The 25,486-nt window shown below is 69.4% G+C and carries 22 protein-coding genes; 8 read left to right on the top strand and 14 right to left on the bottom strand.

Annotation, left to right across the window (positions count from 1 at the left end; translation table 11 throughout):
• Positions 1–166: 166 nt before the first annotated feature.
• Positions 167–679, bottom strand: a complete 513-nt coding sequence (locus ATSB10_RS09215) for a mismatch-specific DNA-glycosylase (RefSeq protein ID WP_063672299.1) — start codon at positions 677–679, stop codon at positions 167–169.
• On the bottom strand, positions 663–1,352 hold the full coding sequence (locus ATSB10_RS09210; protein WP_063672298.1) for a Dph6-related ATP pyrophosphatase: 690 nt from the start codon (positions 1,350–1,352) through the stop codon (positions 663–665). Before ATSB10_RS09210 ends, ATSB10_RS09215 begins: the two co-directional genes overlap by 17 nt.
• A 64-nt stretch (positions 1,353–1,416) precedes the next feature.
• On the opposite strand from ATSB10_RS09210, the gene ATSB10_RS09205 reads away from it, so the two are divergent.
• The 3 genes from ATSB10_RS09205 (at position 1,417) to ATSB10_RS09195 (ending at position 8,086) form a co-directional block, all read left to right on the top strand.
• Positions 1,417–2,583, top strand: a complete 1,167-nt coding sequence (locus ATSB10_RS09205) for a mechanosensitive ion channel family protein (RefSeq protein WP_063672297.1) — start codon at positions 1,417–1,419, stop codon at positions 2,581–2,583.
• A 106-nt stretch (positions 2,584–2,689) separates the two neighbouring features.
• Complete coding sequence (gene rng, locus ATSB10_RS09200) at positions 2,690–4,165, top strand: ribonuclease G (RefSeq protein ID WP_063672296.1); 1,476 nt, start codon at positions 2,690–2,692, stop codon at positions 4,163–4,165.
• A 27-nt stretch (positions 4,166–4,192) separates the two neighbouring features.
• On the top strand, positions 4,193–8,086 hold the full coding sequence (locus ATSB10_RS09195) for a YhdP family protein (protein ID WP_083966325.1): 3,894 nt from the start codon (positions 4,193–4,195) through the stop codon (positions 8,084–8,086).
• A gap of 4 nt (positions 8,087–8,090) precedes the next feature.
• Here the strand turns inward: ATSB10_RS09195 and ATSB10_RS09190 are convergent, their stop codons facing one another.
• Positions 8,091–9,296, bottom strand: a complete 1,206-nt coding sequence (locus ATSB10_RS09190) for a sterol desaturase family protein (RefSeq protein ID WP_083966158.1) — start codon at positions 9,294–9,296, stop codon at positions 8,091–8,093.
• A 128-nt stretch (positions 9,297–9,424) separates the two neighbouring features.
• Between ATSB10_RS09190 and tldD the strand changes: the two genes are divergently transcribed.
• Both tldD and yiaA read left to right on the top strand, forming a co-directional pair.
• Complete coding sequence (gene tldD / locus ATSB10_RS09185; protein ID WP_063674416.1) at positions 9,425–10,864, top strand: metalloprotease TldD; 1,440 nt, start codon at positions 9,425–9,427, stop codon at positions 10,862–10,864.
• A gap of 82 nt (positions 10,865–10,946) precedes the next feature.
• On the top strand, positions 10,947–11,384 hold the full coding sequence (gene yiaA / locus ATSB10_RS09180) for an inner membrane protein YiaA (protein ID WP_063672295.1): 438 nt from the start codon (positions 10,947–10,949) through the stop codon (positions 11,382–11,384).
• A gap of 17 nt (positions 11,385–11,401) precedes the next feature.
• Here the strand turns inward: yiaA and yjgA are convergent, their stop codons facing one another.
• Together yjgA and ATSB10_RS09170 are read right to left on the bottom strand one after the other, a co-directional pair.
• Positions 11,402–11,965, bottom strand: a complete 564-nt coding sequence (gene yjgA, locus ATSB10_RS09175; RefSeq protein WP_063672294.1) for a ribosome biogenesis factor YjgA — start codon at positions 11,963–11,965, stop codon at positions 11,402–11,404.
• Complete coding sequence (locus tag ATSB10_RS09170; RefSeq protein ID WP_063672293.1) at positions 11,962–12,222, bottom strand: DUF1653 domain-containing protein; 261 nt, start codon at positions 12,220–12,222, stop codon at positions 11,962–11,964. The genes yjgA and ATSB10_RS09170 overlap by 4 nt, the downstream gene beginning before the upstream one ends.
• Positions 12,223–12,341: 119 nt before the next feature.
• Here ATSB10_RS09170 and pmbA point away from each other — a divergent pair, with 119 nt between their 5' ends.
• The 3 genes from pmbA to ATSB10_RS09155 all read left to right on the top strand — a co-directional run bounded on the left by pmbA (position 12,342) and on the right by ATSB10_RS09155 (position 14,746).
• A complete protein-coding gene (gene pmbA / locus ATSB10_RS09165) occupies positions 12,342–13,709 on the top strand; it encodes a metalloprotease PmbA (RefSeq protein ID WP_063672292.1) in 1,368 nt (455 codons plus the stop codon).
• A 95-nt stretch (positions 13,710–13,804) separates the two neighbouring features.
• Complete coding sequence (locus ATSB10_RS09160; protein ID WP_063672291.1) at positions 13,805–14,245, top strand: DUF4870 domain-containing protein; 441 nt, start codon at positions 13,805–13,807, stop codon at positions 14,243–14,245.
• A gap of 141 nt (positions 14,246–14,386) precedes the next feature.
• Positions 14,387–14,746, top strand: a complete 360-nt coding sequence (locus ATSB10_RS09155; protein WP_063672290.1) for a DUF805 domain-containing protein — start codon at positions 14,387–14,389, stop codon at positions 14,744–14,746.
• A 49-nt stretch (positions 14,747–14,795) separates the two neighbouring features.
• On the opposite strand, the gene ATSB10_RS09150 is transcribed toward ATSB10_RS09155, so the two are convergent.
• From ATSB10_RS09150 to lpxB, 9 genes are all read right to left on the bottom strand, one after another.
• Positions 14,796–15,668 (bottom strand): polyprenyl synthetase family protein, encoded by an 873-nt coding sequence (locus tag ATSB10_RS09150; protein WP_425478201.1) that lies wholly within the window; start codon positions 15,666–15,668, stop codon positions 14,796–14,798.
• Between the two features lies 1 nt (position 15,669).
• Positions 15,670–15,927 (bottom strand): exodeoxyribonuclease VII small subunit, encoded by a 258-nt coding sequence (locus ATSB10_RS09145; RefSeq protein WP_063672288.1) that lies wholly within the window; start codon positions 15,925–15,927, stop codon positions 15,670–15,672.
• An 88-nt stretch (positions 15,928–16,015) separates the two neighbouring features.
• On the bottom strand, positions 16,016–17,293 hold the full coding sequence (gene tilS / locus ATSB10_RS09140; RefSeq protein ID WP_063672287.1) for a tRNA lysidine(34) synthetase TilS: 1,278 nt from the start codon (positions 17,291–17,293) through the stop codon (positions 16,016–16,018).
• Between the two features lie 78 nt (positions 17,294–17,371).
• Complete coding sequence (locus ATSB10_RS09135; RefSeq protein ID WP_063672286.1) at positions 17,372–18,106, bottom strand: NYN domain-containing protein; 735 nt, start codon at positions 18,104–18,106, stop codon at positions 17,372–17,374.
• A gap of 179 nt (positions 18,107–18,285) precedes the next feature.
• Positions 18,286–19,245, bottom strand: coding sequence for an acetyl-CoA carboxylase carboxyltransferase subunit alpha (locus ATSB10_RS09130; protein WP_063672285.1), 960 nt, complete (start codon positions 19,243–19,245; stop codon positions 18,286–18,288).
• 156 nt (positions 19,246–19,401) lie between these two features.
• Positions 19,402–22,947, bottom strand: a complete 3,546-nt coding sequence (gene dnaE / locus ATSB10_RS09125; RefSeq protein ID WP_063672284.1) for a DNA polymerase III subunit alpha — start codon at positions 22,945–22,947, stop codon at positions 19,402–19,404.
• Between the two features lie 216 nt (positions 22,948–23,163).
• On the bottom strand, positions 23,164–23,364 hold the full coding sequence (locus tag ATSB10_RS09120; protein ID WP_063672283.1) for a hypothetical protein: 201 nt from the start codon (positions 23,362–23,364) through the stop codon (positions 23,164–23,166).
• Between the two features lie 276 nt (positions 23,365–23,640).
• The gene (gene rnhB / locus ATSB10_RS09115) at positions 23,641–24,237 is read right to left on the bottom strand and encodes a ribonuclease HII (protein WP_063672282.1); all 597 of its coding nucleotides are present in this window, start codon (positions 24,235–24,237) and stop codon (positions 23,641–23,643) included.
• Positions 24,230–25,471, bottom strand: coding sequence for a lipid-A-disaccharide synthase (gene lpxB / locus ATSB10_RS09110; protein ID WP_063672281.1), 1,242 nt, complete (start codon positions 25,469–25,471; stop codon positions 24,230–24,232). The genes rnhB and lpxB overlap by 8 nt, the downstream gene beginning before the upstream one ends.
• Positions 25,472–25,486: the final 15 nt, after the last annotated feature.

The following is a 25,486-nucleotide window of genomic DNA, read 5'->3' as shown; positions in this document are numbered from 1 at the left end:
GCGCCCGTGTGCGTTTGGGGGCTGCAACGGCACTGGATCCCAGCCTTCGCTGGAATGACGAGCGTGGGGTTGGCGCCTTCGACGGCAAGCTCATGCCATGCCTCATCGTCATCCCGGCGCCCGCCGGAGGCGCTCTTCAGCGGCGAATGCCGGTCATCCAGCGTCTTCAATCGCCACGTACCAACCTGGCCAACTCAACCCATGGCCCGATCGACCAGTGCCCGCGCGCCTGCCCCGACGGCGACGGCAGCACGAACACCCGCGTCGTGCCGATGTGTTCCGGCTGCTCGCCGTAGCCGCTGATCGCCCTGCCCAGCGCCGCCTTCGCGCCGTGCTTGCTGGTGAAGGCCAGCCAGCGCGGTGCAAAGCACTCGATCTTTGCCATCAGCGCCGGCACGTCGAAGGCGTCGCGCGGCAGCTCGCTGTCGTTGCCGCTGTGGAACTTGGCCAGGTCGGTGAAGCCGATGCCGAGTTCGGGAAGCCGCGGGAACTCCTCCGGCGCGTAGCGTCGCGGGGTCAGGCCGACCTCGGCCAGCGCCCGCCAGAAAAGATTGCCGGGGTGCGCGTAGTAGGCGCCCTCGGCCGCCGAGCGCTTGCCCGCCGCGGTGCCGCAGAACACCAGTGCCAGGCCCGGTTGCAGCACGTCGGGCAGGATGTGCCGCTCAGTCGTCCGCGTCATCGAGCAGGAAGTCGGTGAACTGGAAGCGTTCGTCGCGCAGCACCGACTCGCCGCGACGCAGCCGCAGCGGCGTGCGGAACAGCGGGCCGCCGCAGCTCAGCGTATGGAACTCGCCGCGCTCGCCGCAGGGGTCGACCCCGACCGGCAATGCGTCGAGCAGGGCGCCGTCATAGGCGCGACCACAGAAAGCGGCGTCGAGTTGCTGGGTGTCCACGCAGCACAGCATGGCGCGATGGCCCTCGGCGACGAAACGGCGCGACAGCGCGGAAGTGTCTTCGCCCCAGATCGGAAATACCGCGCGCCATTCGGTCTGGCCGAGCTGGCGTACGCGATAGTCGCGCACGTCCTGCAGGAACAGGTCGCCGAACGCGCAGTGCCGGATGCCCGGCCAGCGCATGCGCGCTTCGATCAGCGCCTTGGCGTGCGCCTCCTCGTAGGCCTCGTTCGAGCCGGGCCAGTCCATCTCCACCACCAGCAGCGGCAGGCCGAGCGACGCGGCCTGGGCTTCCAGGATGTCGCGGCGTACGCCGTGCATGGCGATGCGGTCGTAGGTGCGGTTGACCGTGGTGAGCAGGGCGACCACCTGCCAATGCGGATCGGCGCGCAGCCGCTGCAGGGCCATCAGGCAGTCTTTGCCCCCGCTCCAGGCGAGCAGGATCGGTGTCGGTGTCATCCGCTAACTCTACGTGATCATGCCGACCACATGGCATGGACGTCCGGCTTGGCACGCTGTGACGATGACCGGCTTCCTCGACGACCTGTGGACCCACTCTCCCGCGTTCCGCCTGATCGGCTGCGCCGCGGTGGCGCTGGTCGTGGCGATGCTGGTGCATCGCGCCATCCGCGCCCTGCTGTGGCGGTGGAGCGACGATCATCCGATGGTGCGCGACATGCTGCGCTTCGCGCGGGCCCCGATGGGCTGGCTGGTGCCGCTGGTCGCCCTGGCGGTGGTCCTGCATGCCCGCCCCGAGTCGACGCTGCTTGCCCCGGTGCCGGTGCTGTCGCGCGGACTGGTCGTCGCGTTGATCGGCGTCGCCACCTGGCTGGCCGTACGTTGCGTGCAGGCGGCCGAGGCGTTCTTCGCCCGGCGCTTCCCGGTGGACGTGGCCGACAATCTGCACGCGCGCCGGGTGCTGACCCAGTCGCGCGTGCTCGGCCGTACCGCCACCGTGCTGATTGTGCTGCTCGGGCTGGCGGCGGCGCTGATGACCCTGCCGCTGGTGCGCCAGATCGGCGCGAGCCTGCTCGCCTCGGCCGGATTGGCCGGGCTGGCGGTCGGCCTGGCCGCCAAGCCGGTACTGAGCAACCTGATCGCCGGGCTGCAGATCGCGCTGACCCAGCCGATCCGGCTCGACGACGTGGTGATCATCGAAGGCGAATGGGGCCGGGTCGAGGAAATCACCGGCACCTACGTGGTGGTGCGCATCTGGGACGAGCGACGGCTGGTGGTGCCGTTGAACTGGTTCATGGAGCACCCGTTCCAGAACTGGACCCGGCGCACGGCGCAGATCATCGGCACCGTGTTCCTGTGGCTGGACTACCGCGTGCCGCTGGCGCCATTGCGGGAGGAGCTGCAGCGACTGTGCCGCGAGGCGGCCGAATGGGACGGTCGGGTATGCGTGCTGCAGGTCACCGATGCCAGCGATCGGGCCATGCAGCTGCGTGCGTTGGTCAGTTCGGGCGATTCCGGGCGCAACTGGGATCTGCGCTGCCGGGTACGCGAGGGCCTGCTGGCCTTCGCGCAGGCCCGGTATCCGGATGCGCTTCCGCGCTGGCGCGGCGAATGGTCGCGTGCCCCGGGCGGCGAACGGGAGGCGGCCGGGATGGCGCCGCGGCGGCCTCCGGAGGGGCAGCGCAGCCCGCATCCCGAAGATGGCGCCGGCGAGCTTCCCGGGTCGGCCTGAGCCGCCCGGCGACACGCGTCACGGGCCGCCAAAGTCAAGGGCTGGTGCGCATCGACAGTGCCCCGAACCAGCCGTTATAAAGGTCGCCCTGGGCGGGGGTAGTGCGGTGAGCGAAGAGATCCTGATCAATGTGACGCCGCGCGAGACCCGCGTCGGCATCGTCGAGAACGGCATGCTCCAGGAGGTCCATGTCGAGCGCGCCTCCCGGCGCGGCTACGTGGGCAACATCTACAAGGGCCGGGTGCAGCGGGTGATGCCCGGCATGCAGGCGGTGTTCGTGGACATCGGCCTGGACCGGGCGGCCTTCCTGCACGCCTCGGACATCATTCGTCCCGCCATTCCGGGCGGCGAGGGAGACGGTGGCGGCAACGGCTCGGTACCGTCGATCAGCGAACTGGTGCATGAGGGCCAGGAGATCGTGGTGCAGGTGGTGAAGGACCCGATCAGCACCAAGGGCGCGCGGCTGTCCACCCACCTGTCGATCCCCTCGCGCTACCTGGTGCTGCTGCCGCACGCGCGCACGCTGGGCATCTCCGCGCGCATCGAGGACGAGGATGAGCGCCAGCGCCTGAAGGACGTGCTGGCGCCGTTGCTCGGCGAGAACCCGCTGGGTTACATCGTGCGCACCAACGCCGAGGGCCAGTCGGCCGAATCGCTGGCGTTCGACGTGACCTACCTCGGCAAGGTGTGGCGGGTGGTGCAGGAGAACATCGCCCGCGCGAAGGTCGGCGAGCGGGTCTACGAGGAACTGTCGTTGCCGCTGCGCTGCCTGCGCGACTCGCTCAACGAAACCATCGAGAAGGTGCGCGTGGATTCGCGCGAGACCTTCGAGAAGGTGGTGAAGTTCGTGCACAAGTTCATGCCCAGCCTGGACGACCGCGTCGAGCACTACGACGGCGAGCGGCCGATCTTCGACCTCTACGGCGCCGAGGATGAGATCCAGCGCGCGCTGAGGAAGGAGGTGCCGCTCAAGTCGGGCGGTTATCTCATCGTCGACCAGACCGAGGCGATGACCACCATCGACGTGAATACCGGGGGCTACCTCGGCACGCGCAACCTCGAGGAAACCGTCTACCGCACCAACCTGGAGGCGGCACAGGCCGCGGCGCGCCAGCTGCGCCTGCGCAACCTGGGCGGCATCATCATCATCGATTTCATCGACATGACCGACGAGGAGCACAAGCGCCAGGTGCTGCGCACCCTCGAGAAGGGCCTGTCGCGCGACCATGCCAAGACCACCGTCTATCCGATGTCGGCGCTTGGCCTGGTGGAGATGACCCGCAAACGCACGACCGAGAGCCTGGAGCGGCAGCTGTGCGAGCCGTGCCCGGCCTGCTCCGGTCGCGGCACGGTGAAGACCGCCGAGACGGTGACCTACGAGATCTTCCGCGAGATCACCCGCGCGGTGCGCCAGTTCAGCGCCGCCAAGCTGCTGGTGATGGCCAGCCCGTCAGTGGTCAACCGCATCCTGGAGGAGGAGTCCTCCGCGGTGGCCGAACTGGAGGAGTTCATCTCCAAGAGCATACGCTTCCAGGCCGAAGAGCATTATTCCCAGGAACAGTTCGATGTGGTGTTGCTGTAACCGGCGATGCGACGCAGGTCGCCGACCGTGACGGCGACCTGGTCGCGGCACGCGCACCGGCTCAGCCGGGCGTTCGGATGGACGATCGGCGTCGGCCTGATCACCCTGGCGGTGGTCGCGGCATTGGCGCAGGTGCTGCTGCCGGCGTTGGCGCAGCATCCGCAATGGGTCGCCGCCCAGCTGGGCGAGCGCCTGCACCGTCCGGTGTCGTTCGAGTCGATGCAGGGGCGCTGGACCCCGGCCGGCCCCACCTTCGCCCTGCGTGGGGTCACCCTCGGCGCTGCCACTCCGGGGCAGGCGCCGCTGCGCCTTCCCGAGGTCGACGCGACGCTCGATTTCGGTGGCTGGCTGCTGCCCTCCCGGCACCTGCTCAACCTGCACGTGCGGGGCGTGCAACTGGACGTGGCCCGGAGCAAGGACGGGCACTGGTCGATCCGTGGCGTCGGCGCGACCGGGGGCAGCTCCGGTCAGCCCACGTCGCTGGGGCGGCTATCGCTGGACCTGTGGCTGGACGATGTGCACATCGACGTCGCCGACGAGCGCACTGGTCGGCACTACGCGGTGCTGGCCGACCAGTTGCGGGCATGGCTGGGTTCGGGCGAGGTGCGGGTGGGGGCGCGTCTGCGCCGCGCCGGTGCCGATGGCGTACTCACCGCGGCCGGGCAGTTCCGCGACGATGGCAGCAGCGGGCGGGTCTGGCTGGCTGGGGACAACCTCGACGTGAACGCCATGCTGGGCGACGCCAGCCTCGCCGGCTACACCGCCGAGCAGGGACACGGGCATCTGGAGGCCTGGCTGGACTGGCGCGACGGCAAGGTGGTGCGCAGCGTGCTGCAGACCGACCTGACCGGTGTTTCGCTCGGCACACCGGCAGGCAGCCGGGTCGACGTGGCGGCGATCCGCGGCGTGATGGAGATCCGCCAGACCGGTGACGGCTATCGGCTGGCCTGGGCCGGTTACGACGGCAGCGCCCTGGTGGCGGTGATGCATCGGCCTTCGGCCGAGGCAATCCGCATCGGCATCGCCGCCAGCCAGCTGCAACTGGCGCCGCTGGTGCCCTGGCTTGCGCTCAAGCCGGACATGTCCGCCGGCCTGTCCCACTGGCTGGGTGAGGGCAAGCCACGCGGGGAAATCACGCGCGCCGACGTGCAGTGGCAACAGGGTGTCGGGCTTACCCGGCTGGATGCCGCGTTCCAGGGGCTGGGCATCGACCCGGTCGGCACGATGCCCGGTATCGACCGGCTCTCCGGGACGCTGCGTGGCGACACCGAGGCGCTCTCGCTGGAGCTGCCGGAGCAGGCCACGGTGCTGCGTTTTCCCAAGGCGTTCCGCCAGCCGTTCGCGCTGTCCCGGCTGGCCGGCACGATCGCGGTGTGGCACGACGACGATGGCGTACATCTCGGCACCGATCCGCTGGACTTCACCGGCGTCGGCTATGCCGGCCAGGCGCGAGGCGAGGTGCTGTTGCCGGCTGGCGGCGGCCGGCCGTTCCTCGACCTGTATGCCCATATCGACCGCGGTGACGTCACGGCCGCCAAGCTGTTCTGGCCATTGACGATGCCGCCGAAGGCGATGGCTTGGCTGGACCGCGGCCTGGTCAGCGGCACCATCGACGGCGGCGATGCGCTGGTCCGCGGCAGCCTGGCTGATTGGCCATTCCTGCACAACGAAGGACGCTTCGAGGCGCAGGCACGGATCAGCGACCTCACCCTGGACTACGGCAGCGGCTGGCCGCGCGCCGAGCATGTCAGCGCGGTGGCCAGCTTCATCGACAACGGCATGCTGGTGCAGGCCAGCGGGGGCGATGCGATGGGGGTGAAGGCGCAGCACGCGGTGGCGCTGATCCCAGATTTCGGTGATGCCGCGCTGGATCTCAACGTCAGTGGCAGCGGCAGCGGGGCGAGCCTGCTCGGCTTCGTCAGCCACAGCCCGATCGCTGCGCGCGAGGCTGACACGCTGGCCAAGCTCAAGCTCGGGGGCAAGGGCGACTTCGATTTCCACCTGCTGCTGCCGCTCAAGGACGATGCCTCGCTGCAGCTCAACGGCACCGCGCAATTGACCCGTGCCGATCTCAGCGCGCCGGACTGGAACCTCCAGCTGGGGCAGCTTTCCGGGCCGATGCAGTTCGATGCCAAGGGCCTGACCGCCGGCCCGCTGCAGGGGACGTTCCGTGGCCAGCCGTCCACGCTGCAGATGCGCATTGCCGGCGCCACCGGCGACCCCGATGCAGTGCTTTCGGCCAGCCTGGACGGACGCTACACCCTGGCTGAGCTGCTGCAGGACCAGCCGGCCATGGCCTGGCTCGGCGCCGCTTCCGAGGGGCGCAGCGAGTTCCGCATCGGGCTGGACATCGGTCGCGATGCGGCCAATACGCCGCTGCACCAGCGGCTGACCGTCGACTCGGCGCTGCAGGAGATCGCGATCAAGCTGCCGGCGCCGCTGGACAAGCCCGCGGGCGTGATGATGCCGTTGCACGTGGAGCTCGGCCTGCCGACCGATTCGGCCGACCTGCAGGTCTCGCTGGACGACGTGATGCGCGCGCGCTTCCGCCTGCCGGGTGGTTACGGCCAGCCGCTGGCCGGAACCGTGGCGCTGGGCGACCGGATGCCCGACACGCTGCCGCAGCTGGGGCTGCGCGTGCAGGGCCATGGTGGCCGGGTGGATGTCAGCGGCTGGATCCAGCAGGTCGTCGGCGGGCAGGGCAGCGGCAGCGCGCCTCCGCTCGAGGGCATCGACATCACCGCGGACCACGCGATGCTGTTCGGCAACGATTTCCCCGGCCTGCACATGAAGGTCACCCCGAAGCCCGACGGCCTGGGTATCGACGCCGACGGCGCGACGCTGTCCGGGCACTTCGACGTACCCGGCGCCGACCTCGGCAAGCGCGGCATCACCGCAAGGCTCAAGCGCCTCTACTGGCCGAAGGCCGAGCCGCCGAAGGATGCCGACGGCAAGGCGCTGCCCGACACCGGCCCGACCCCGGCGCAGGCCGCACGCACGGGCGTGAATCCGGCCAGCCTGCCGCCCTTCCACCTGCTGGTGGACGACCTGCGGCTGGGCAATGCCCACCTCGGCCAGGCCCGGCTGGAGAGCTGGCCGACCGCCAAGGGCATGCACCTGGACCAGCTGCGGGCGTTGTCCCCCAGCGTGCAGATCACCGCCTCCGGCGACTGGAACGGAACTCCCGAGGACAGCCAGACCCATCTGGCGATCGACTTCTCCGCCGAGGACATCGGCAAGATGCTCGATGCGCTGGGCTTCGACGGCTTGTTCAACGGAGGCAAGACCCGGGCCCACCTGGACGGCATCTGGCCGGGCAGCCCCTCGGCGATCACCCTGGCCAACCTCGAGGGCCGGCTGCAGGTGCATGTGAGCGACGGGCGCATCCCCGAGGCCGATTCGCCGGGCGTGGGGCGGCTGCTGGGACTGGTCTCGCTGGCCGAACTGCCGCGCCGGCTCACGCTCGACTTCGGCGACGTGTTCGGCAAGGGCCTCGCGTTCGACAGCATCGACGGCAGCTTCGTCTTCGCCGGCGGCAACGCCACCACCCAGAACATGAAGATCAAGGGGCCGGCCGCGGAGATCACCGTGACGGGGCGCACCGGCCTGCGCGCCCGCGACTACGACCAGCAGCTCTACGTGGTGCCGCACGTCGGCAACAGCCTGCCGGTGGTCGGCGCGGTGGTCGGTGGGCCGGTGGGGGCCGCGGCGGGCCTGGCGGTGCAGGGGCTGCTCGGCCGCGGCCTGAACAAGGCGGCCAGCGCGCGCTACGCGGTCACTGGCAGCTGGGACAAGCCCAAGATCACCCTGATCGAGAAGCGCGTGCCCAAGCCCCTGCCACTGCTGCCGGCGCCGGCCAGCTCGACCGCGCCAACGCCTCCGCTGCTGCCCGCGCCGGCCACGTCGGCGCCGGCGCGCTGAGCCCTCAGTCCGGGGCGCCAGCCTCCTTCGGCGGACCGCGGAACGGAAACAGCTGCTGCCGGACGAACCCGTCGGGCATGTAGTCGCCGACCACGCCGTACTTCTCCGGGAACGCCTTGGTCGACTTCACCGCGGTGCCGAACAGGTAGTCGAGGAAGGCGTAGTGGGCGGCGTAGTTGCGGTCGATCGCCTCGTCGTCCGAGGCGTGGTGCCAGTGGTGGAAATCGGGCGTCACCACCAGGTATTTCAGCGGGCCCCACGGCAGGTGCACGTTGGCGTGGTTGAACACCGCCTGGAAGCCGACCACCAGGATGTAGGCGTTCATCACGCCCTCGCTGAAACCCAGGATGTACAGCGGCGCCAGCACCGCCACCCGGGTCACGATGAGCTCCAGCATGTGCTGGCGCGAGCCGGCCAGCCAGTCCATCGTCTTGGCGCTGTGGTGCACGGCGTGGAAGCGCCAGAGGAACGGCACCTCGTGGTAGGCGCGGTGCGTCCAGTACTGCGCCAGGTCGGCGACCAGGATGCAAAGCAGCAGCTGCGGCACGAAGGCGGTGTGCTGCACGGTCTGCTGGAACGGGCTGTCGGTGAGCCAGCCGAACAAGTGGTGCAGCAGGAAGTTCACCGTCAGCAGCGCCAGCCCCACGATGAAATGGTTGACCGCGAAGTGCTTCAGGTCGGTCTGCCACTCCTTGCGGAACACCGCCTGGCCCTTGTAGAGCGGGAACAGCTTCTCGATCACCACGAACACCAGCGTCGAGCCGAGCAGGTCGAGGATGAACCAGTCCAGCCCGATGTACGGCGTGTGGTCGGGGAAGTTGCCCACCGGCACGCGCGAACCGCCCAGCGCGGTCGCCGCCAGCACGAAGGCGAAGGCCACCGCGTTGATGTTGCGCGAGCGGCCCAGGATCACGTTGCCCAGCGACATGCCGCCGGCGACCAGCAGCCCCGCCAGCAGCAGCTGGCGCAGCACGTCCACCGAATACTTGTGGCGGAGGTCCGGCGTGGTCAGGTACTGGGGATAGTGGAAGGCGAGCACCGCGAGCAGGCAAAGCACGCCCAGCGACAGGGCGATCACGCCGCTGACCCGGCCCAGACCGGGCTTGAGTTCGCCGTCGCTGCGCAGCAGTTCGCGGGTCTCGGCGACCGGCTGCTGCAGTGTGTGTTCGATCACGTCGCGTGCGCGCTTGCGCCCCGAGTCTGGCTGCATGAATCGTCTCCCCATGGACGCCTTCCTGGCGTTGGCGCATCGTAGCGGACCGGGGCGCGGGGCGCTTTAAAGCACCGAACGGTGCCCCCATACCTGCCAGTCAATACCGGATACCGAAGCGGATGCCCATGTCTTCCCTCCTCGAACAAGCCCAGAGCCGCCTGCTCACCCCCGGTGGCCTGGCCACCGGCGACCTGGAGCGGGTGTTCGACCAGCTGATGGCGCCGTCGATCGACGCTGCCGACCTGTATTTCCAGCATTCGCGCAGCGAGTCGTGGCTGCTGGAGGAGGGTATCGTCAAGGACGGCAGCCACTCGATCGAGCAGGGCGTGGGCGTGCGTGCGATCTCGGGCGAGAAGACCGGCTTCGCCTATTCCGACGAGATCGTGCTGCCGCAGCTGCTGGACGCCTCGAAGGCCGCCCGCGCCATCGCGCAGGACGGCCGCGGCGCCGGCCACCCGCTGGCCATCGGCAACACGCGCGCGCTATATCCGGCGATCGATCCGGTCGAGAGCCTGCCCAACCCCGACAAGATCGCCCTGCTGCGCGAGGTGGATGCCTACGCGCGCTCGCGCGATCCGCGCATCACCCAGGTGATCGTCAGCCTCGCCGCCACGCTGGATACGATCCTGATCGCCGCCTCCGACGGCACCCTGGCCGCCGACGTGCGCCCGCTGGTGCGCATCAACGTGCAGGTGATCGCCGAGGCCAACGGCCGCCGAGAGCAGGGCTATGCCGGTGGCGGCGGGCGCTACAGCTACGGCGAGCTGATCGCCAACGGCCGCGCGCTGGCGTTCGCCGACGAGGCGGTGCGCCAGGCGCTGGTCAACCTCGACTCGGTCGATGCCCCGGCCGGCCAGATGACCGTGGTGCTCGGCCCGGGCTGGCCCGGCGTGCTGCTGCACGAGGCGATCGGCCACGGCCTGGAGGGCGACTTCAACCGCAAGGGCAGCTCCGCCTTCGCCGGCCGCATCGGCCAGCGCGTCGCGGCCAGGGGCGTCACCGTGGTCGACGACGGCACCCTGGCCGGCCGCCGCGGTTCGCTCAGCATCGACGACGAGGGCACGCCGACCGAATGCACCACGCTGATCGAGGACGGCATCCTGGTCGGCTACATGCAGGACAAGCTCAACGCCCGCCTGATGGGCATGCAGCCCACCGGCAACGGCCGGCGCGAATCGTTCACCCAGCTGCCGATGCCGCGCATGACCAACACCTACATGCGCGGCGGTGACATGGACCCGGCAGAGATCATCCGCTCGGTGAAGAAGGGCCTGTACGCGCCGAATTTCGGCGGTGGCCAGGTCGACATCACCAACGGCAAGTTCACCTTCTCGGCCAGCGAGGCCTACCTGATCGAGGATGGGAAGATCACCGCGCCGGTGAAGGGCGCCACCCTGATCGGTTCCGGTCCGGAGGTGCTGCAGCGGGTGTCGATGATCGGCAACGACATGGCACTGGACGAGGGTGTCGGCGTGTGCGGCAAGGACGGCCAGAGCGTGCCGGTGGGCGTGGGCCAGCCGACCCTGCGGATCGACTCGATGACCGTGGGCGGCACCGCGTCCTGAGCCGGCAGCTGTTCCGGCCGCTACCGCCGGCGTGGCGCTGCTAGAGTAGCGGCGCCTTCCATGCGACCTAAGGAGAGTGAGCATGCCGGTCCCGCAGATCCAACGCCCGACGGCGGCCTTCGTCGGTGCTTCCTGGCTGGCCCTGATGGTCGGCTCGCTGGCCTATCTCATCGGGCTGTGGAATGCCCAGATGGCGCTCAACGAAAAGGGCTACTACCTGACCCTGCTGCTGTACGGGCTGTTTTCCGCGGTATCGCTGCAGAAATCGGTACGCGACCGGCTGGAGGGGCTACGCGTGACAGGCCTCTATTTCGGCCTGTGCTGGGTCTCGCTCGGCATCGCCATCGTGCTGCTGGTGATCGGACTGTGGAACGCCACGCTCGGTCTCAGCGAAAAGGGCTTCTACGCCATGGCGTTCCTGCTCAGCCTGTTCGCCGCAGTGGCTGTGCAGAAGAATGTCCGGGACATGGCCCTGCACGACGGCGACGCGGACGCCATGGATCGTTCCGCCGACTTCTGAACCGCGGGCATCCCCGGTCAGTCGGCTGAGCCCTCGTCGCCATCGGCTTCCTCCAGCGTCTTGAGCACCTGGAAGATCTCGCGATAGGCCCGCGGCGGCTTGTTCGGGGTGTTCTTCTCGATGCGTGCCTGGCGCACCAGCGAGCGCAGGTGCTGGCGGTCGAGCGCCGGATGCTTGTCGGCCAGATCGGACAAGGCGGCATCCCCCTCGTCGCCGAGCAGGCGTTCACGCAGCGATTCCAGCCGGTGCATCGCCGCGGTCTCCTGGCGCTGCTTGTCGCGGTTTTCGCCCAGCGCGGCGCGCACCGTGTCGAAGGTGGCCTCGTCGTGGCGGCGCATCAGCTTGGCGAGGAAGCCGAGCTGGCGCTTGCGTGCGATGTGCGAGGTGATCTTCCGTACGTTGGCGATCTCGTCGCGCACGTCGTCCGGCAGCTCCAGCTTGGCCAGCCTGGACGGGATCATTTCCACCAGTTGCGTGGCCAGCGTCAGCACGGCCAGTGCGTCGCGCCGCTGCTGGGTGCGGCTGGGACCGTATTCGTTTTCGTCCAGTTCGTACTGGCTGCGGCTTCGGCTGGGGCTCACGGGGCGGATTCCGGCGGGGTGGCAAGGGCGAGCGGATCGCTGTCGTCGGCCTGCTCCAGCGCGAAGCGCGGAATCGGCTCGCCCTCCAGCTCCACCGTCTCGCAGAACATCGCCGCCGGGCGCACCCACAGGCCGTGCTCGCCGTACAGCGCCTGGTACACCACCAGCGGCTCCATCGTCTCGCTGTGGCGGGCGGTGCCCAGCACGCGGTAGCGCTGGCCCTTGTAGTGGCGGTAGATGCCGGCGGCAGGTTGCATGGGACTCTCCACAGCGGCCAGACTGGCACGCTCTTTTCATGCCGGCCGGCAGGCCCCATGTCTGGGAGCTGGGCGGCGCGGGTCGTCCATTCTACCCGTCCACCCTGCAGGAATCCCACGTGAGCGACATCACTCCCCATCCCGACCGCAGCCACGAGGAGCTGGACCGCCTGGCCGAGCTGGCGCAGGACGTGATCCACCGCGCGCGCGCCGCCGGTGCCAGCCAGGCCGAAGTGGCCGCCAGCATCGACACGGGCCTGAGCGTGAATGTGCGGCTGGGCGAGGTGGAAACGGTCGAGCACACCCGCGACCGCGGTTTCGGCCTCACCGTGTACTTCGGCCAGCGCAAGGGCTCGGCCAGCACCGCCGACCTGAACCCGGACTCGATCCAGGCCACGCTGGACCAGGCCTGCGCGATCGCCCGCTATACCGAGGAGGACCCGGCCGCCGGCCTCGCCGATGCGGCACTGATGGCCACCGAGTTCCCCGATCTGGACCTGTGGCATCCGTGGGCGATCGATACCGCCGATGCCATAGCGCTGGGCCAGCGCATCGAAGACGCCGGCCGCGCCCATGCCGGTATCAGCAACTCCGACGGTGCCGGCGTACAGATGGGCGAGAGCCTGTCGGTGTACGCCAACTCGCACGGCTTCGTCGGACGCGAGCGCGGCACCCGGCACTCGATCTCGCTGTCGCTGATCGCCGGCGACGAGGCCGGCATGCAGCGCGACTACTGGTACGACAGCGTGCGCGATGCGGCGAAGTTCATGGACGCGAAGGCGCTGGGCGACAAGGCCGCCGAGCGCACCCTGGCGCGGCTGGGTGCGCGCAGCCTGTCCACGCGGCAGTGCCCGGTGCTGTTCGCGTCGGAGCTGGCGCGCGGGCTGGTCGGTCACCTGGTCAGCGCGGTCAGCGGTGGGGCGCTTTACCGGCGCTCCAGTTTCCTCGTCGACCATGCCGGCAAGCCGGTGATGCCGTCGTGGATGCAGATCGTCGAGCGGCCGCTCCTGCGCGGCGGCCAGGCTTCCGGTGCGTTCGACGCCGAGGGCGTGGCCACCCGCGACAGCGCACTGGTCGAGGATGGCGTCCTGGCGCGCTACGTGCTCGGCAGTTACTCCGCGCGCAAGCTGGGCCTGGCCACCACCGGCAATGCCGGCGGCATCCACAACCTGGTCGTCACGCCGGGCAGCAGCGACGGCGAGGCCAGCGACTTTGCCGGCATGCTCGAGCGCCTGGGTACCGGCCTGCTGGTGACCGAGCTGATGGGGCAGGGCGTCAACACCACCACGGGCGACTATTCGCGCGGTGCATCCGGCTTCTGGGTGGAGAACGGCGTGATCGCGTTCCCGGTCGAGGAAATCACCATCGCGGCCAACCTGCGCGACATGTTCGCCGGCATCGTGGCGGTGGGATCGGACGTGGATCCGCGCTCGCACATTCTCACCGGTTCGATCCTGCTCGATCGCGTGACCGTCGCCGGCGAATAGGTGGCCGGTCCCCTGCGCAAAAGTCTGCGCTCGCGGTAGCATCGGCAGGACATCGCCGCGTCGCGCGATGCTTTGCCACCAACGAGGGCCAGGCCATGAGCGTTCCCCCCGAAGACGTCGTACCTCCTCCGCCCCCGCCGGCCGCGCCGCCGCCGAGCGATCCTCCCCCGTCCGAGCCGCCGGTTGCCGGTGGGCCTTCCGCCGAGCAGCGTCAATGGGCGATGTTCGCCCACCTGTCGGCTCTGCTCGGTCTGGTCACCGCTGGCTGGGCGTGCTTCCTGGGGCCGCTGGTCATCTGGCTGGTGAAGAAGGACACCATGCCCTTTGTCGACGACCAGGCGAAGGAGGCGTTGAATTTCAACATCACGGTGATGATCGCCGGCGCGATCTGCTGGATCCTGGTGTTCGTGCTGATCGGCTTCCTGCTGCTGTGGGCACTGGCGATCGTGTGGATCGTGTTCACCATCATCGCGGCGATCAAGGCCAACGAGGGCGTGGCCTACCGCTACCCGTTCGCGCTGCGTCTGATCAAGTAACCCCGCTGCCAAGCAGCGGCATGAGAGAACCTGCCAGAATCCGCGGTGCGGTGTGCGGGGCCATCAGCGAACGGGGCCGCACACCAATCAGGAGCCAGCGCCACCGGGACTGGCAGACAAATCGGAAAAGGGGAGATAGGGATGGGATTTTTCGACTGGTACGTGTCGTGTATCAAGGATCACTACGTCGACTTCGAAGGCCGTGCACGGCGCCAGGAGTACTGGATGTTCGCCCTGGTGAACATCCTTGCCGCCATCGTGGTGGGCGTCATCGGGGCGATCATCCACCTGAGGATGCTGGGTTCGCTGTATTCGCTGGCGGTGCTGTTGCCAGGTATCGCCGTGACGGTGCGCCGTCTGCATGACACCGATCGATCGGGCTGGTGGATCCTGATTGGCCTGATCCCGCTGATCGGCACGATCTGGCTGCTGGTGCTGATGGTGCTCGAGGGCACCCAGGGCTCCAACCAGTACGGCCCTGATCCGAAGCAGGCGGGCTGAACCGAAGGGTCTCTCAGAGGAGTGGAAAGGGCGGCGCAAGCCGCCCTTTTCAGTGCTGGCGACCGGCTGCGTAACGTGCCAGTTCGATCAGCAGCTCGCTACGCGACTCCAGCATGGAGATGGCGGCCAGCGCCTCGTCGGTGAGCTGTGCCAGCCGCGTGCGCGAGGCGTCCAGGCCCAGGATCGACGGGAAGGTGGGCTTGTCGGCCGCCGCATCCTTGCCGGCGGTCTTGCCGATCACCGCCGATTCGCCCTCGACGTCGAGAATGTCGTCGCGCACCTGGAAGGCCAGGCCGACGGCGCGGGCGTAATGGTCCAGCGCATTCAGTGTGGCGGTGTCGGCGCCGGCGGTCATCGCGCCCAACTGCACCGAGGCGCGGATCAGCGCGCCGGTCTTGCAGGCGTGCATGTGCTCCAGCTCGTCCAGCGACAGCGTGCGGCCAACGGCGGAAAGATCCAGTGCCTGGCCGCCGGCCATGCCCTCGGCACCACAGGCACGGCCGAGCGCGCGCTGCATCGCCATGCCGGTGGCAGGATCTACCGGAGCCTGTGCCAGCAGTTCGAAGGCCAGCGCCTGCAGCGCGTCGCCGGCAAGGATCGCCATCGCCTCGCCGAACACGATGTGGCAGGTGGGGCGGCCGCGGCGCAGTGCGTCGTCGTCCATGGCCGGCAGGTCGTCGTGCACCAGCGAGTAGGCATGGATCAGTTCCACCGCGCAGGCCGGCGCGTCGAGCACCGGGTCGTCGCAGCCCAGTGCGTGGCCGGTGGCATAGACCAGCAGCGGACGCAGCCGCTTGCCGCCGCCGAGCACGGCGTAGCGCATGGCGCGATGCAGTTCGGCGGGCGGGGCGTCTTCGGCGGGCAGTGCCGCGGCGAGGGCGCGGTCGGCGCGATCAATCAGCGCCTGCAGCGCCGGGCTCAGCTCAGAGTTCGGGTTCAAACGGTTCGGCGCTCTCGGGGGCGTCGGGGTCGAGCAGCAGGCGCACCCGCAGGTCGGCCTTTTCCAGCGCCTGCTGGCAGTGGCGGTAGAGACCGATGCCACGCTCGAAGGAGGCCAGTGAATCGTCCAGGCTGAGGTCGCCACCTTCCATCTTCGCCACGAGCTGTTCGAGCTCGTCGAGCGAATGCTCGAAGTCGGCGGCTGGCGCGGTATCGACAGGGGCGGGAACGGTCTTTGCCATGGCCGGGAACGCTAACGCAGCGGGGCACGGGAATCAATGGAAAAGGCGTCGCGCATGCCCTGGAAACCGCATGGCATCGGGCTTTTCGCTAACGGCCCGGAACCCAGCACAGCGTTTCGCCGAGCAGGGCCTGCCCGCGGGCGCTCAACCAGCGGTCGGCGACAGCCACGAGCGCATGGTCCTCCCAGATCAGCGGGCAGGCCAGGCGTTGCCAGGGGGGCACGGCGCCGGCCTGGAAAAGGTCGCGCAGTTCGCGGGTGTGTGGGTCGCCGGCCGGCTTGAGCCGCTCGCCGCCCCGGCGCAGGCGGACCGTGAGCGGGGTGTCCAGCGTGCGGTCGACGCGCAGCGAGCCGCCGTCCGGCAGGTCCAGCACGCCGCCGTGCCAGCACGCCTGCCAGCCCGGGGCGAACGGCGGTGCCTGCGGCAGGGCCCACAGGCGCCCGCGCCACACGTGCAGCTCGGCGCCGGGCCAGCGGATGCAGGGGACGCGGCCGTCACGGGCGTCGATCTGGCGCAGGATCTGCGCCCGTTGGCCGCCGGTGGGAGCGGGCAGGCCACGGCCGTGCAGCCAGTGATCGAGCAGCGGCTCGCGCAGGCCCGGGGCGAGGCCGCGCCAGCCGGCGGCGTCCAGGCTGCCGGTGACGTGGTCGTGCAGTTGCCCGAAGGCTGCCAGCCAGCGGGTGCGCAACGCGTCGGCGGCCGCCCGGCAAAGCGCGGCGCTGCGGACGATCGAGTCGGCGGCCTGGGGCCAGTGTCGGGCGAGGCGGGGAAGAATCTCGTGGCGCAGGGCATGGCGGGCCAGTCGCGGATCGGCGTTGGCCGGGTCATCGAGGCAGGCCAGCGCATGCTGCTGCACGTAAGCATGCAGCACGCTGCGGGGCACTTCGAGCAAGGGACGCCACAGCGTGCCGGCGCCAAGCGGCCGCCGCGCGCGCATGCCGCCCAGCCCTTCCGGCCCGGCACCGCGCAGCAGCTTCAGCAGTACCGTCTCGACCTGGTCGTCGCGATGGTGGGCAGTCAACAGCTGCTCACCTGGCTGCAGCGCGGCAGCGAGCGCGGCGTACCTGGCCTCGCGTGCGGCGCCCTCCACGCCAAGGCCGGCGCTGGCGTCCACCGCGACGCGCAGCACCGTGCAGGCGACGTCCAGGCCGGTGCAGAACGCCAGCGCGTGTCCGGCCCATCGCGCGCTGTCCGCATGCAGGCCGTGGTCGACATGCAGCGCGCGCAGTGGCCGCTCGCGCGGAAGCGTGGCCAGTGCATGCAGCAGGGCGGAGGAGTCCGGTCCGCCGCTGAATGCCACGCACAGGCCATCTGCCGGTGCGTCGGCCAGCCGGTCAAGCAGGTGTTCGGTCAGCGAGTGTGACAAGACGATGCGTGGTGGCCGGGGACGCACACAGTCTAGGGCGACCGGTACGGTCACGCCCGCTGCGCGGTGGCGGGTGGGCTATTTGCGCCGCTTGTCGCGCACGTAGAGCGTGCGGGTCGCGCCGTCTCCCCGCGGGTCGATCTCGAACAGGCCGGTCGCGTCGACCAGTTCGCTCAGCTTGCGGTAGCCGTAATTGCGCGGGTCGAACTCCGGGGCCTGCTTGGCGACCGACGAACCGATCGCGCCCAGGTGTGCCCAGCCGCTGTCGTCGGAGACCGCTTCGATGGCATTGCGCAGCAGTCCGACCAGCCGCGCGTCGCCCTTCAGCTGGGCCTGCGACAGGCGCTTGGCAGGGGTCTCGTCCTCCGGCTTTTCCACCAGCAGTTCGGTGTAGATGAACTTGTCGCAGGCGGCAACGAACGGCTCGGGCGTCTTCTTCTCGCCGAACCCGTACACGGTGAGCCCGGACTCGCGGATGCGCGCGGCCAGTCGGGTGAAGTCGCTGTCGCTGGAGACGATGCAGAAGCCGTCGAAGCGCCCGGTGTAGAGCAGGTCCATCGCGTCGATGATCATCGCCGAGTCGGTGGCGTTCTTGCCGCGGGTATAGCCGAACTGCTGGATCGGCTGGATCGAGTAGGTCAGCAGCGTTTCCTTCCAGCCCTTCAGGTGCGAGCCGGTCCAGTCGCCGTAGATGCGCTTGGCGTGGGCGGTACCGTACTTGGCGATTTCCGCCAGCAGACCCTCGACGATTGCCGGCTGGGCGTTGTCGGCGTCGATCAGGACGGCAAGGCGGTCGGATGGGGTGTTGGCCATGGCGAAGCTTCCCTTTGCGAGCCAGTGCCCATCATGGCAGAGCGGCGGCGGATCCGGGTCAGTAGCGGACGCCGGCGCGATCGAGTTCGTGCCGCAACGCATCCAGTCCCCGCCAGTCGGGCCTGCGGGCGACCCCGCGGCGTATGCGCCGGCCGTCGGCAGCCACGCCGACGCTGATATCAGCCTTCGGTATAGGCGCCGTAGCCGCGCAGGCGCTCGTAGCGGCGCGACAGCAGGTCGGGCACGTTCAGTGCCTCGAGGCGGTCCAGCTCGTTGAGCAGCACAGCCTTGAGGCGGATCGCCATCGAGTGCGGGTTGCGGTGCGCACCGCCCAGCGGCTCGCGCACCACCTTGTCGATCAGGCCCAGCTCGAGCAGTCGCGGGGCGGTGACGCCCATCGCGTCGGCCGCATCGCGCACCTTGTCCTGGCTCTTCCACAGGATCGAGGCGCAGCCTTCCGGCGAGATCACCGAGTAGATCGAGTACTGCAGCATGATCACCGCGTCGCCCACGCCGATCGCCAGCGCGCCGCCGGAGCCGCCTTCGCCGATCACGGTGCAGACCACCGGAACTTTCAGCTCGGCCATTTCCAGCAGGTTGCGGGCGATCGCCTCGCTCTGGCCACGCTCCTCGGCACCCACGCCGGGGTAGGCGCCCGGGGTGTCGATGAAGGTGAGGATGGGCAGGCCGAAGCGCTCGGCCAGCTTCATCAGGCGCAGCGCCTTGCGGTAGCCCTCGGGGCGCGGCATGCCGAAGTTGCGGCGCACCTTGCCCTTGGTGTCGCGCGCCTTCTGGTGGCCGATGATCATTACCGAGCGGCCGTTGACCCGACCCAGGCCGCCCACGATGGCTGCGTCGTCGGCGAAGGCACGGTCGCCGGCCAGCTCGTGGAATTCCTCGCAGATGGCGCTGATGTAGTCCAGCGTGTACGGCCGCGCCGGGTGGCGCGACAGCTGGGTCACCTGCCACGAATTGAGGTTGCGGAAGATGTCGGCGGTCTTGACCTTGAGCTTCTCGCGCAGGCGGCCGACCTCGTCGTCGATGTCCACCGCCTGGCCATGGCTGGCATGGCGAAGCTCTTCGATCTTCGCTTCCAGCTCGGCAATCGGTTGTTCGAAATCGAGGAAGTTCGGGTTCATTCGGCGCGGTTCAGGACAGTAAGCGGGGCAGTATAGCGGTACGCGGAAAAACGCGAGAACGCGGGCGTATTGTAGGAGCGCACCCTGTGCGCGAATGCTCTTGGCTTCAATGTCGATCGGGAGAAAAAGCATTCGCGCACAGGGTGCGCTCCTACATCACTCCTGGCTCCGCACGATGCGCAGCCGGGCGGCCTCGACCCCGGGCAGGGCGCGCACGGCGCGCAGCAGGTCCGGGATCGCCTCCACCCGCCAATCGTCGCCCAGTTCCAGGTCGGCCTGGGCGTCGCGGTTGTGGTAGCCGTAGAGCACCACGCTGGCCCGACCGCCGCGGAAGCCCGCCAGGGTGCGTTGCAGCTGGGCCGGGAAATCCGGGGTGATGCCGTTCAGCTTCAGCCGCAGCAGGCGGGCATGGCGGCGGCAGGCGTCGGCCAGGGTGATCGCGCTGCGCGCGCGCACCTGGAAGCCGCCGCCGGAGAACTCGTCGATGCGCAGGCCGCCTTCGACGATCAGCATCTCGTCGCGAGTCAGCAGCGGGGCCACCTGCTGGAACAGTTCGCCGAAGAAGCTCACCTCGATCGAACCGGTGCCGTCCTCCAGCCGCACGAAGGCATCGGAGTCGCCGCGCTTGCGCACCGCGGTGACCATGCCGGCGACCGTCCACGGCGTGTCCGGGCCGCGACGGAAGCGGTTGTTCTCGCCGTCGTTGTTCTTGCGCGGTCGCGGCGGCTGGTAGCGCTCGGCGATCTCGCCCAGCGGGCAACTGGACAGCTGCGCCAGCTCATCGCGCCACGGGTCGGTGGGATGGCCGGAGAGGTAATGGCCGAGCGTGTCGCGCTCGCCCTGCAGCTTCCGCTCCAGCGGCCACTCCGGCACCGTCGGCAGGTCGATCTGCACCACCGGCGTGACCGCACCCATTGCCGCCCCGAACATGTCGTTCTGGCCGGACTGGCGGTCGCGCAGGTGTTGTTCGGCGGCCTTGATCGCGTCCGGCAGCTGCTCCATCAGGCTGGCGCGGGTCGGCGCCAGCGGGTCGAGCGAACCGGCGTAGATCAGCGCTTCGAGCACGCGGCGGTTGAGCTTGGTCGGATCGACCCGGCGGCAGAAGTCGGCCAGGTCCTGGTAGGGACCGTTGCGCTTGCGCTCGTCGACGATCGCCTCGCAGGCGCCCTGGCCGACGCCCTTGATCGCGCCGAGGCCGTAGCGGATCACCTTCGGTTCGACCGCCACGAACATGTAGTCGGAGGCGTTCGCGTCCGGCGGCAGGATGGTCAACCCGATCGCCTTCGACTCGGTCAGGAAGGTCACCACCTTGTCGGTGTTGTCCATGTCCGAGGAGATCGTCGCGGCCATGAACTCGGCCGGGTAGTGCGCCTTCAGCCAGGCGGTCTGGTAGGACACCAGCGCGTAGGCGGCCGCGTGCGACTTGTTGAAGCCGTAGCCGGCGAACTTCTCCATCAGGTCGAAGATTTCGTCGGCCTTGGACGCGCTGAGCCCGTCCCTGGCCGCACCCTCGCGGAACGTCGCGCGGTGCTTGACCATCTCCTCGACTTTCTTCTTGCCCATCGCGCGGCGCAGCAGGTCGGCGCCGCCGAGCGAATAGCCGCCGACGATCTGCGCCATCTGCATCACCTGCTCCTGGTAGACCATGATGCCGTAGGTCTCTTTCAGGATCGGCTCGACGCGCGGATCGGGGTATTCGACTTCTTCCTTGCCGTGCTTGCGCGCGACGAAGCTGGGAATCAGGTCCATCGGGCCGGGGCGGTACAGCGCCACCAGCGCCACGATGTCGCCGAAGCGGTCGGGTTTGGCGTCCTTGAGCATGCGCTGCATGCCGGAGGATTCGAGCTGGAACACCGCCACCGTCTGCGCGCGCTTGAGCAGCTCGTAGGTGGGCACGTCGTCCAGCGGGATCTGGCTGATGTCCAGCGGCGCCTCGCCGCTCTGGGCGCGACGAGCGTTGATCGCCTTCACCGCCCAGTCGATGATGGTCAGCGTACGCAGGCCGAGGAAGTCGAACTTCACGAGGCCGACCGCTTCCACGTCGTCCTTGTCGTACTGGGTGACGACGCCGCTACCGCCCGGTTCGCAGTACAGCGGGGCGAACTCGGTCAGCGGCTTCGGCCCGATCACCACGCCGCCGGCGTGCTTGCCGGCGTTGCGGGTGAGGTTCTCCAGACTCAGCGCCAGGTCGATCAGCGGCCGCGCCTCGTCCTCGTCCTGCTCGTACAGATCGCAGAACTCCCTGACGACACGGTCCGGCTCCTTCTTCGACTTCTCGCTGCGGCCCAGCGCGTCGGACAGGGTCAGGTCGAGCGGGCGCGCGGGAATCAGCTTGGCGATGCGGTCGACCGCGTTGTAGCCCATGCCGAGCACGCGGCCGGAGTCGCGCAGCACCGCCTTCGCCGCCATCGAGCCGTAGGTGATGATCTGGCTGACGTGGTCGCGGCCGTACTTGCGCGCCACGTAGTCGATCACCTCGTCGCGGCGGTCCATGCAGAAGTCGATGTCGAAGTCGGGCATCGACACGCGCTCGGGATTGAGGAATCGCTCGAACAGCAGGTCGTACTGCAACGGATCCAGGTCGGTGATCTTCAGCACCCAGGCCACCAGTGAGCCGGCGCCCGAGCCGCGGCCCGGGCCCACCGGGATGCCGTTCTGCTTACCCCAGTTGATGAAGTCCGCCACGATCAGGAAGTAGCCGGGGAAGCCCATCTCGATGATGACGTCCAGCTCGCGTTCCAGCCGTGCCTCGTAGTCGGCCAGGGTCTTGCCTTCGGCCAGCGGCGCGGCGGCGAGGCGCTCGGCCAGGCCTTCACGCGCCAGTTCGCGGATGTAGCTGGCCAGGTCGTGGCCGTCCGGTACCGGGAAGTCGGGCAGGTAGTAGGTGCCGAACTTCAGTTCCAGGTTGCAGCGCTTGGCCAGCTCGACGGTGTTTTCCAGCGCCTCCGGCAGGTCGGCAAACAGCGCCTCCATCTCCTCCGGCGACTTCAGGTACTGCTGGTTGCTGTAGTCGCGCGGGCGCTTGGGGTCGGCCAGCACGCGACCCTGGTGGATGCACACGCGCGCCTCGTGCGACTCGAAGTCTTCCTGCTTGAGGAAGCGCACGTCGTTGCTGGCGATCACCGGCAGCTCGAGCTCGGTGGCCAGGATCAGCGCGGCGGCGTTCCAGGCCTCCTCGCCTTCGCGGCCGGTGCGCACCAGCTCCAGGTACAGGCGGTCGGGAAACAGCCGGGCCAGCGGGCGCAGCTTCGCCAGTGCCGCGTCGGTGCCCTGGTTCACCGCGACGCGCGCCACCTCGCTCTCGCGGCCGAGCAGGGCGATCAGGCCCTCGGAGGCGCCGGGGGTGAGCCATGCGGCATCGACCATGGCCTTGCCACCGGCCTGGCCGTCGCGCCAGGCGCGCGACACCATCCGCGACAGGTTCAGGTAGCCGGCGTGGTTCTGGCACAGCACGGTGAGGCGCCAGGGGCGCGGGTCGTCCGGGGCGTTCACCCACAGGTCGCTGCCGCCGATCGGCTTGATGCCAGCCGCACTGCAGGCCTTGTAGAACTTCACCAGCGCGAACATGTTGCTGTCGTCGGTCAGCGCGACCGCGGGCATCCCGGCGCGCACGCAGCCATCGACCAGCGCCTTGATGCGGATGGTCGAATCGACCAGCGAGTACTCGCTGTGCAGGTGCAGGTGGACGAAACGGGCGGGCATGGCGACTCGGCGGCTGACCGGGAAAGGTAACCGTGGGTCGGGTGGGCCACAAGCTTGACAGTCGCGGCAACCAGACCATCCCGCGGCCAGGCCTGGGTGGTCAGCCTCCTGCGATGGGGAACCTGTCGACAGGTTTCATGTACGGCATGGCATCCCGGCTCCGCACCGGCTTCGCGCCGCAAAGGCTGGCGGAAGCCGATGACCGGGCCGCACGACTCAACGGATGGTGAAGCGCTGGCAGTCGTCCTCGCCGAGGACGTGGTCGAATGGCTGGATCAGCAGGCCGCGGCCGTCGTAGTCGTGATGCGTGGTGTCGTCCGCCTTGCCTCGCGGCAGCGCCTGGTCGATCGCTTCGCGCAGCGGGTTCGGTGCAGGGACGTCGGATGGTGCGGGCCAGGGAGCGGTGGGCGATGTCATGACGGGGCTCCTCGCGGTCTTTCCGCGGTTGGAACGATCCGCAGGAGCGGATCCGGGGGGCGTCCCTGCATCGGGCGGGCGGATGGGGTGGCCGTCGCCTTGTCCTGCCCCATGGGATGCGGGAAACGCGGTCCGCGTTGCGCGGCCGGGAGGATCCGGTCCGGATCGGTGCCCCGCATCGGCAGGGGCTTTGCGCAGCATTTTACGCCGCCAGCATGCGCCCGCACCTGCCACCAGTCAGGTTTTCGCTGGCCCGCTGCTTGCTGCCCGTACTGCTCAGAACAGGGCCATCTGCTCGAGCGCCCGGCCGACCGGGCCGAAGCTTCGCCGGTGCTGCGGGCACGGTCCCAGCCGCTGCAGCGCGTCCAGGTGTGCCGCCGTCGGGTAACCCTTGTGCACGGCGAAGCCATAGCCGGGATGGACGGTGTCCAGCTGCACCATCAGCCGGTCGCGGGTGACCTTGGCGAGGATCGAGGCGGCACTGATCGCCGGCTCCAGCGCGTCGCCGCCGACGATGGCGCGGCCGGGGCAGGGCAGGTCGCGCGGCAGCTTGTTGCCGTCGACCAGCGCCTCGTGCGCGACCGGCGCCAGGCCGGCCACGGCTCGGCTCATGCCGGCCATGGTGGCCTGGAAGATGTTCAGCCGGTCGATTTCTTCCGCCTCGACCACCACCACGCAGTGCGCCAGCGCGTGTTCGATGACCAGCGGGTAGAGCGCCTCGCGCTTTTTCTCGCTGAGTTTCTTGGAGTCGTCGAGGCCGGCGATCGGCCGGGCCGGGTCGAGGATCACCGCGGCCACCACCACCGGGCCGGCCAGCGGGCCGCGGCCGGCCTCGTCGACGCCGGCGATCCGGTGCGGGGTCCGCTCAGGCATGCGCGGCGCTCCGCTCGATCAGTTCGGCCACCGCGGTGGCCGCGGCGTCACCGGCGTGGCCGGACAGGTCGACCTGCAGGTTGCGGTGCAGTTGCTCGAACGTCGCCACGATCGCGCCGCGCCGCTCGCTGTGCTGGAACAGCGCCAGCGTATCGTCGGCCAGATGGGCCGCGGTGCAGTCGTCCTGCATGCGCTCGGACACCGGCAGCGGATCGCCCAGCCCGCTGGCGCGCGCCAGCACGTTGGGCAGCGAATAGATATCGGTCTTGAGCATGTGCAGCAGCCGGGCGATGCGGTAGCTGAGGGGCGACACGCGGTAACCGACCACCATCGGCCGCTTCGCCAGCATCGCCTCCAGCGTGGCTGTGCCGGAAGCCAGCAACACCACGTCGGCGGCCAGCATCGCCTCGTGGGCATGGCCGTCGAGCAGCCGCGGCGGCTCGGGCCAGTGCGGGCCGGGCCGGTTCAGCAGTGCCCGGACCCGCTCGTGCATGCGGGCGTTGGCCGAAGGCACCACCACCTGCAGCCCCGGTACGGCGGCGGCGACCCGTGCGGCGGCGTCGAGAAAGGTCGCGCCGAGCCGTTCGATCTCCGAACCGCGGCTGCCGGGCAGCACCGCGAGCACGGGGCGATCCTGCGCCAGGTTCAGCGCCTCGCGCGCGGCGGGGCGGTCGCCGACCATCGGAAAGCGGTCGGCCAGCGGGTGGCCAACGAAGCGCGCATCCACACCGTGTCGGGCGTAGATCGGCGGCTCCATCGGGAACAGGCACAGCACCCGGTCGGCGCTGCGACCGATCTTCTCCGCGCGCTTCTCGCGCCAGGCCCACACCGAAGGGCTGACGTAGTGCACGGTACGCAGTCCGGCGGCGCGCAGGCGCTGCTCCACGCCGAGATTGAAGTCCGGTGCATCGATGCCGACGACCACGTCAGGCCGGGCGGCGATCAGCCGGGCGACCAGTGCCTTGCGCAGCCGCAGCAGTCGCGGCAGGTGGCGCAGCACTTCGGCCAGGCCGAACAGCGACAGTTCGGCCATGTCGTACCAGGATTCCAGCCCCTGTGCCTGCATGCGCTTGCCGCCGATGCCGACGAAGCGGGCTCCGGGGTATCGCCGGCGCAGCGCGGCCAGCAAATCCCCGCCCAGCTGGTCGCCGGATTCCTCGCCGGCGATCACGGCGATGAGCGGGGCGGCGGGGTCGGGGAGTCGCGAATCGGTGGAGACGGGCGGCGCATTCATGTGCGCGATTGTAGT

Origin of the sequence: Dyella thiooxydans (assembly GCF_001641285.1) — a bacterium.
GTDB lineage: Bacteria > Pseudomonadota > Gammaproteobacteria > Xanthomonadales > Rhodanobacteraceae > Dyella_A > Dyella_A thiooxydans.
This window is presented reverse-complemented; position numbering and strand designations above follow the sequence as displayed.

Excerpts from the sequence above, each read along its gene's own strand:
- rnhB (WP_063672282.1), bottom strand. The coding sequence starts at position 24,237 with ATGCCTGAGCGGACCCCGCACCGGATCGCCGGCGTCGACGAGGCCGGC.
- lpxB (WP_063672281.1), bottom strand. The coding sequence starts at position 25,471 with ATGAATGCGCCGCCCGTCTCCACCGATTCGCGACTCCCCGACCCCGCC.
- ATSB10_RS09210 (WP_063672298.1), bottom strand. The coding sequence starts at position 1,352 with ATGACACCGACACCGATCCTGCTCGCCTGGAGCGGGGGCAAAGACTGC.
- ATSB10_RS09205 (WP_063672297.1), top strand. The coding sequence starts at position 1,417 with ATGACCGGCTTCCTCGACGACCTGTGGACCCACTCTCCCGCGTTCCGC.
- ATSB10_RS09160 (WP_063672291.1), top strand. The coding sequence starts at position 13,805 with ATGAGCGTTCCCCCCGAAGACGTCGTACCTCCTCCGCCCCCGCCGGCC.
- tldD (WP_063674416.1), top strand. The coding sequence starts at position 9,425 with ATGTCTTCCCTCCTCGAACAAGCCCAGAGCCGCCTGCTCACCCCCGGT.
- yiaA (WP_063672295.1), top strand. The coding sequence starts at position 10,947 with ATGCCGGTCCCGCAGATCCAACGCCCGACGGCGGCCTTCGTCGGTGCT.
- ATSB10_RS09130 (WP_063672285.1), bottom strand. The coding sequence starts at position 19,245 with ATGAACCCGAACTTCCTCGATTTCGAACAACCGATTGCCGAGCTGGAA.
- dnaE (WP_063672284.1), bottom strand. The coding sequence starts at position 22,947 with ATGCCCGCCCGTTTCGTCCACCTGCACCTGCACAGCGAGTACTCGCTG.
- ATSB10_RS09145 (WP_063672288.1), bottom strand. The coding sequence starts at position 15,927 with ATGGCAAAGACCGTTCCCGCCCCTGTCGATACCGCGCCAGCCGCCGAC.
- ATSB10_RS09155 (WP_063672290.1), top strand. The coding sequence starts at position 14,387 with ATGGGATTTTTCGACTGGTACGTGTCGTGTATCAAGGATCACTACGTC.
- ATSB10_RS09190 (WP_083966158.1), bottom strand. The coding sequence starts at position 9,296 with ATGCAGCCAGACTCGGGGCGCAAGCGCGCACGCGACGTGATCGAACAC.
- ATSB10_RS09135 (WP_063672286.1), bottom strand. The coding sequence starts at position 18,106 with ATGGCCAACACCCCATCCGACCGCCTTGCCGTCCTGATCGACGCCGAC.
- ATSB10_RS09170 (WP_063672293.1), bottom strand. The coding sequence starts at position 12,222 with ATGCAACCTGCCGCCGGCATCTACCGCCACTACAAGGGCCAGCGCTAC.
- ATSB10_RS09120 (WP_063672283.1), bottom strand. The coding sequence starts at position 23,364 with ATGACATCGCCCACCGCTCCCTGGCCCGCACCATCCGACGTCCCTGCA.
- ATSB10_RS09215 (WP_063672299.1), bottom strand. The coding sequence starts at position 679 with ATGACGCGGACGACTGAGCGGCACATCCTGCCCGACGTGCTGCAACCG.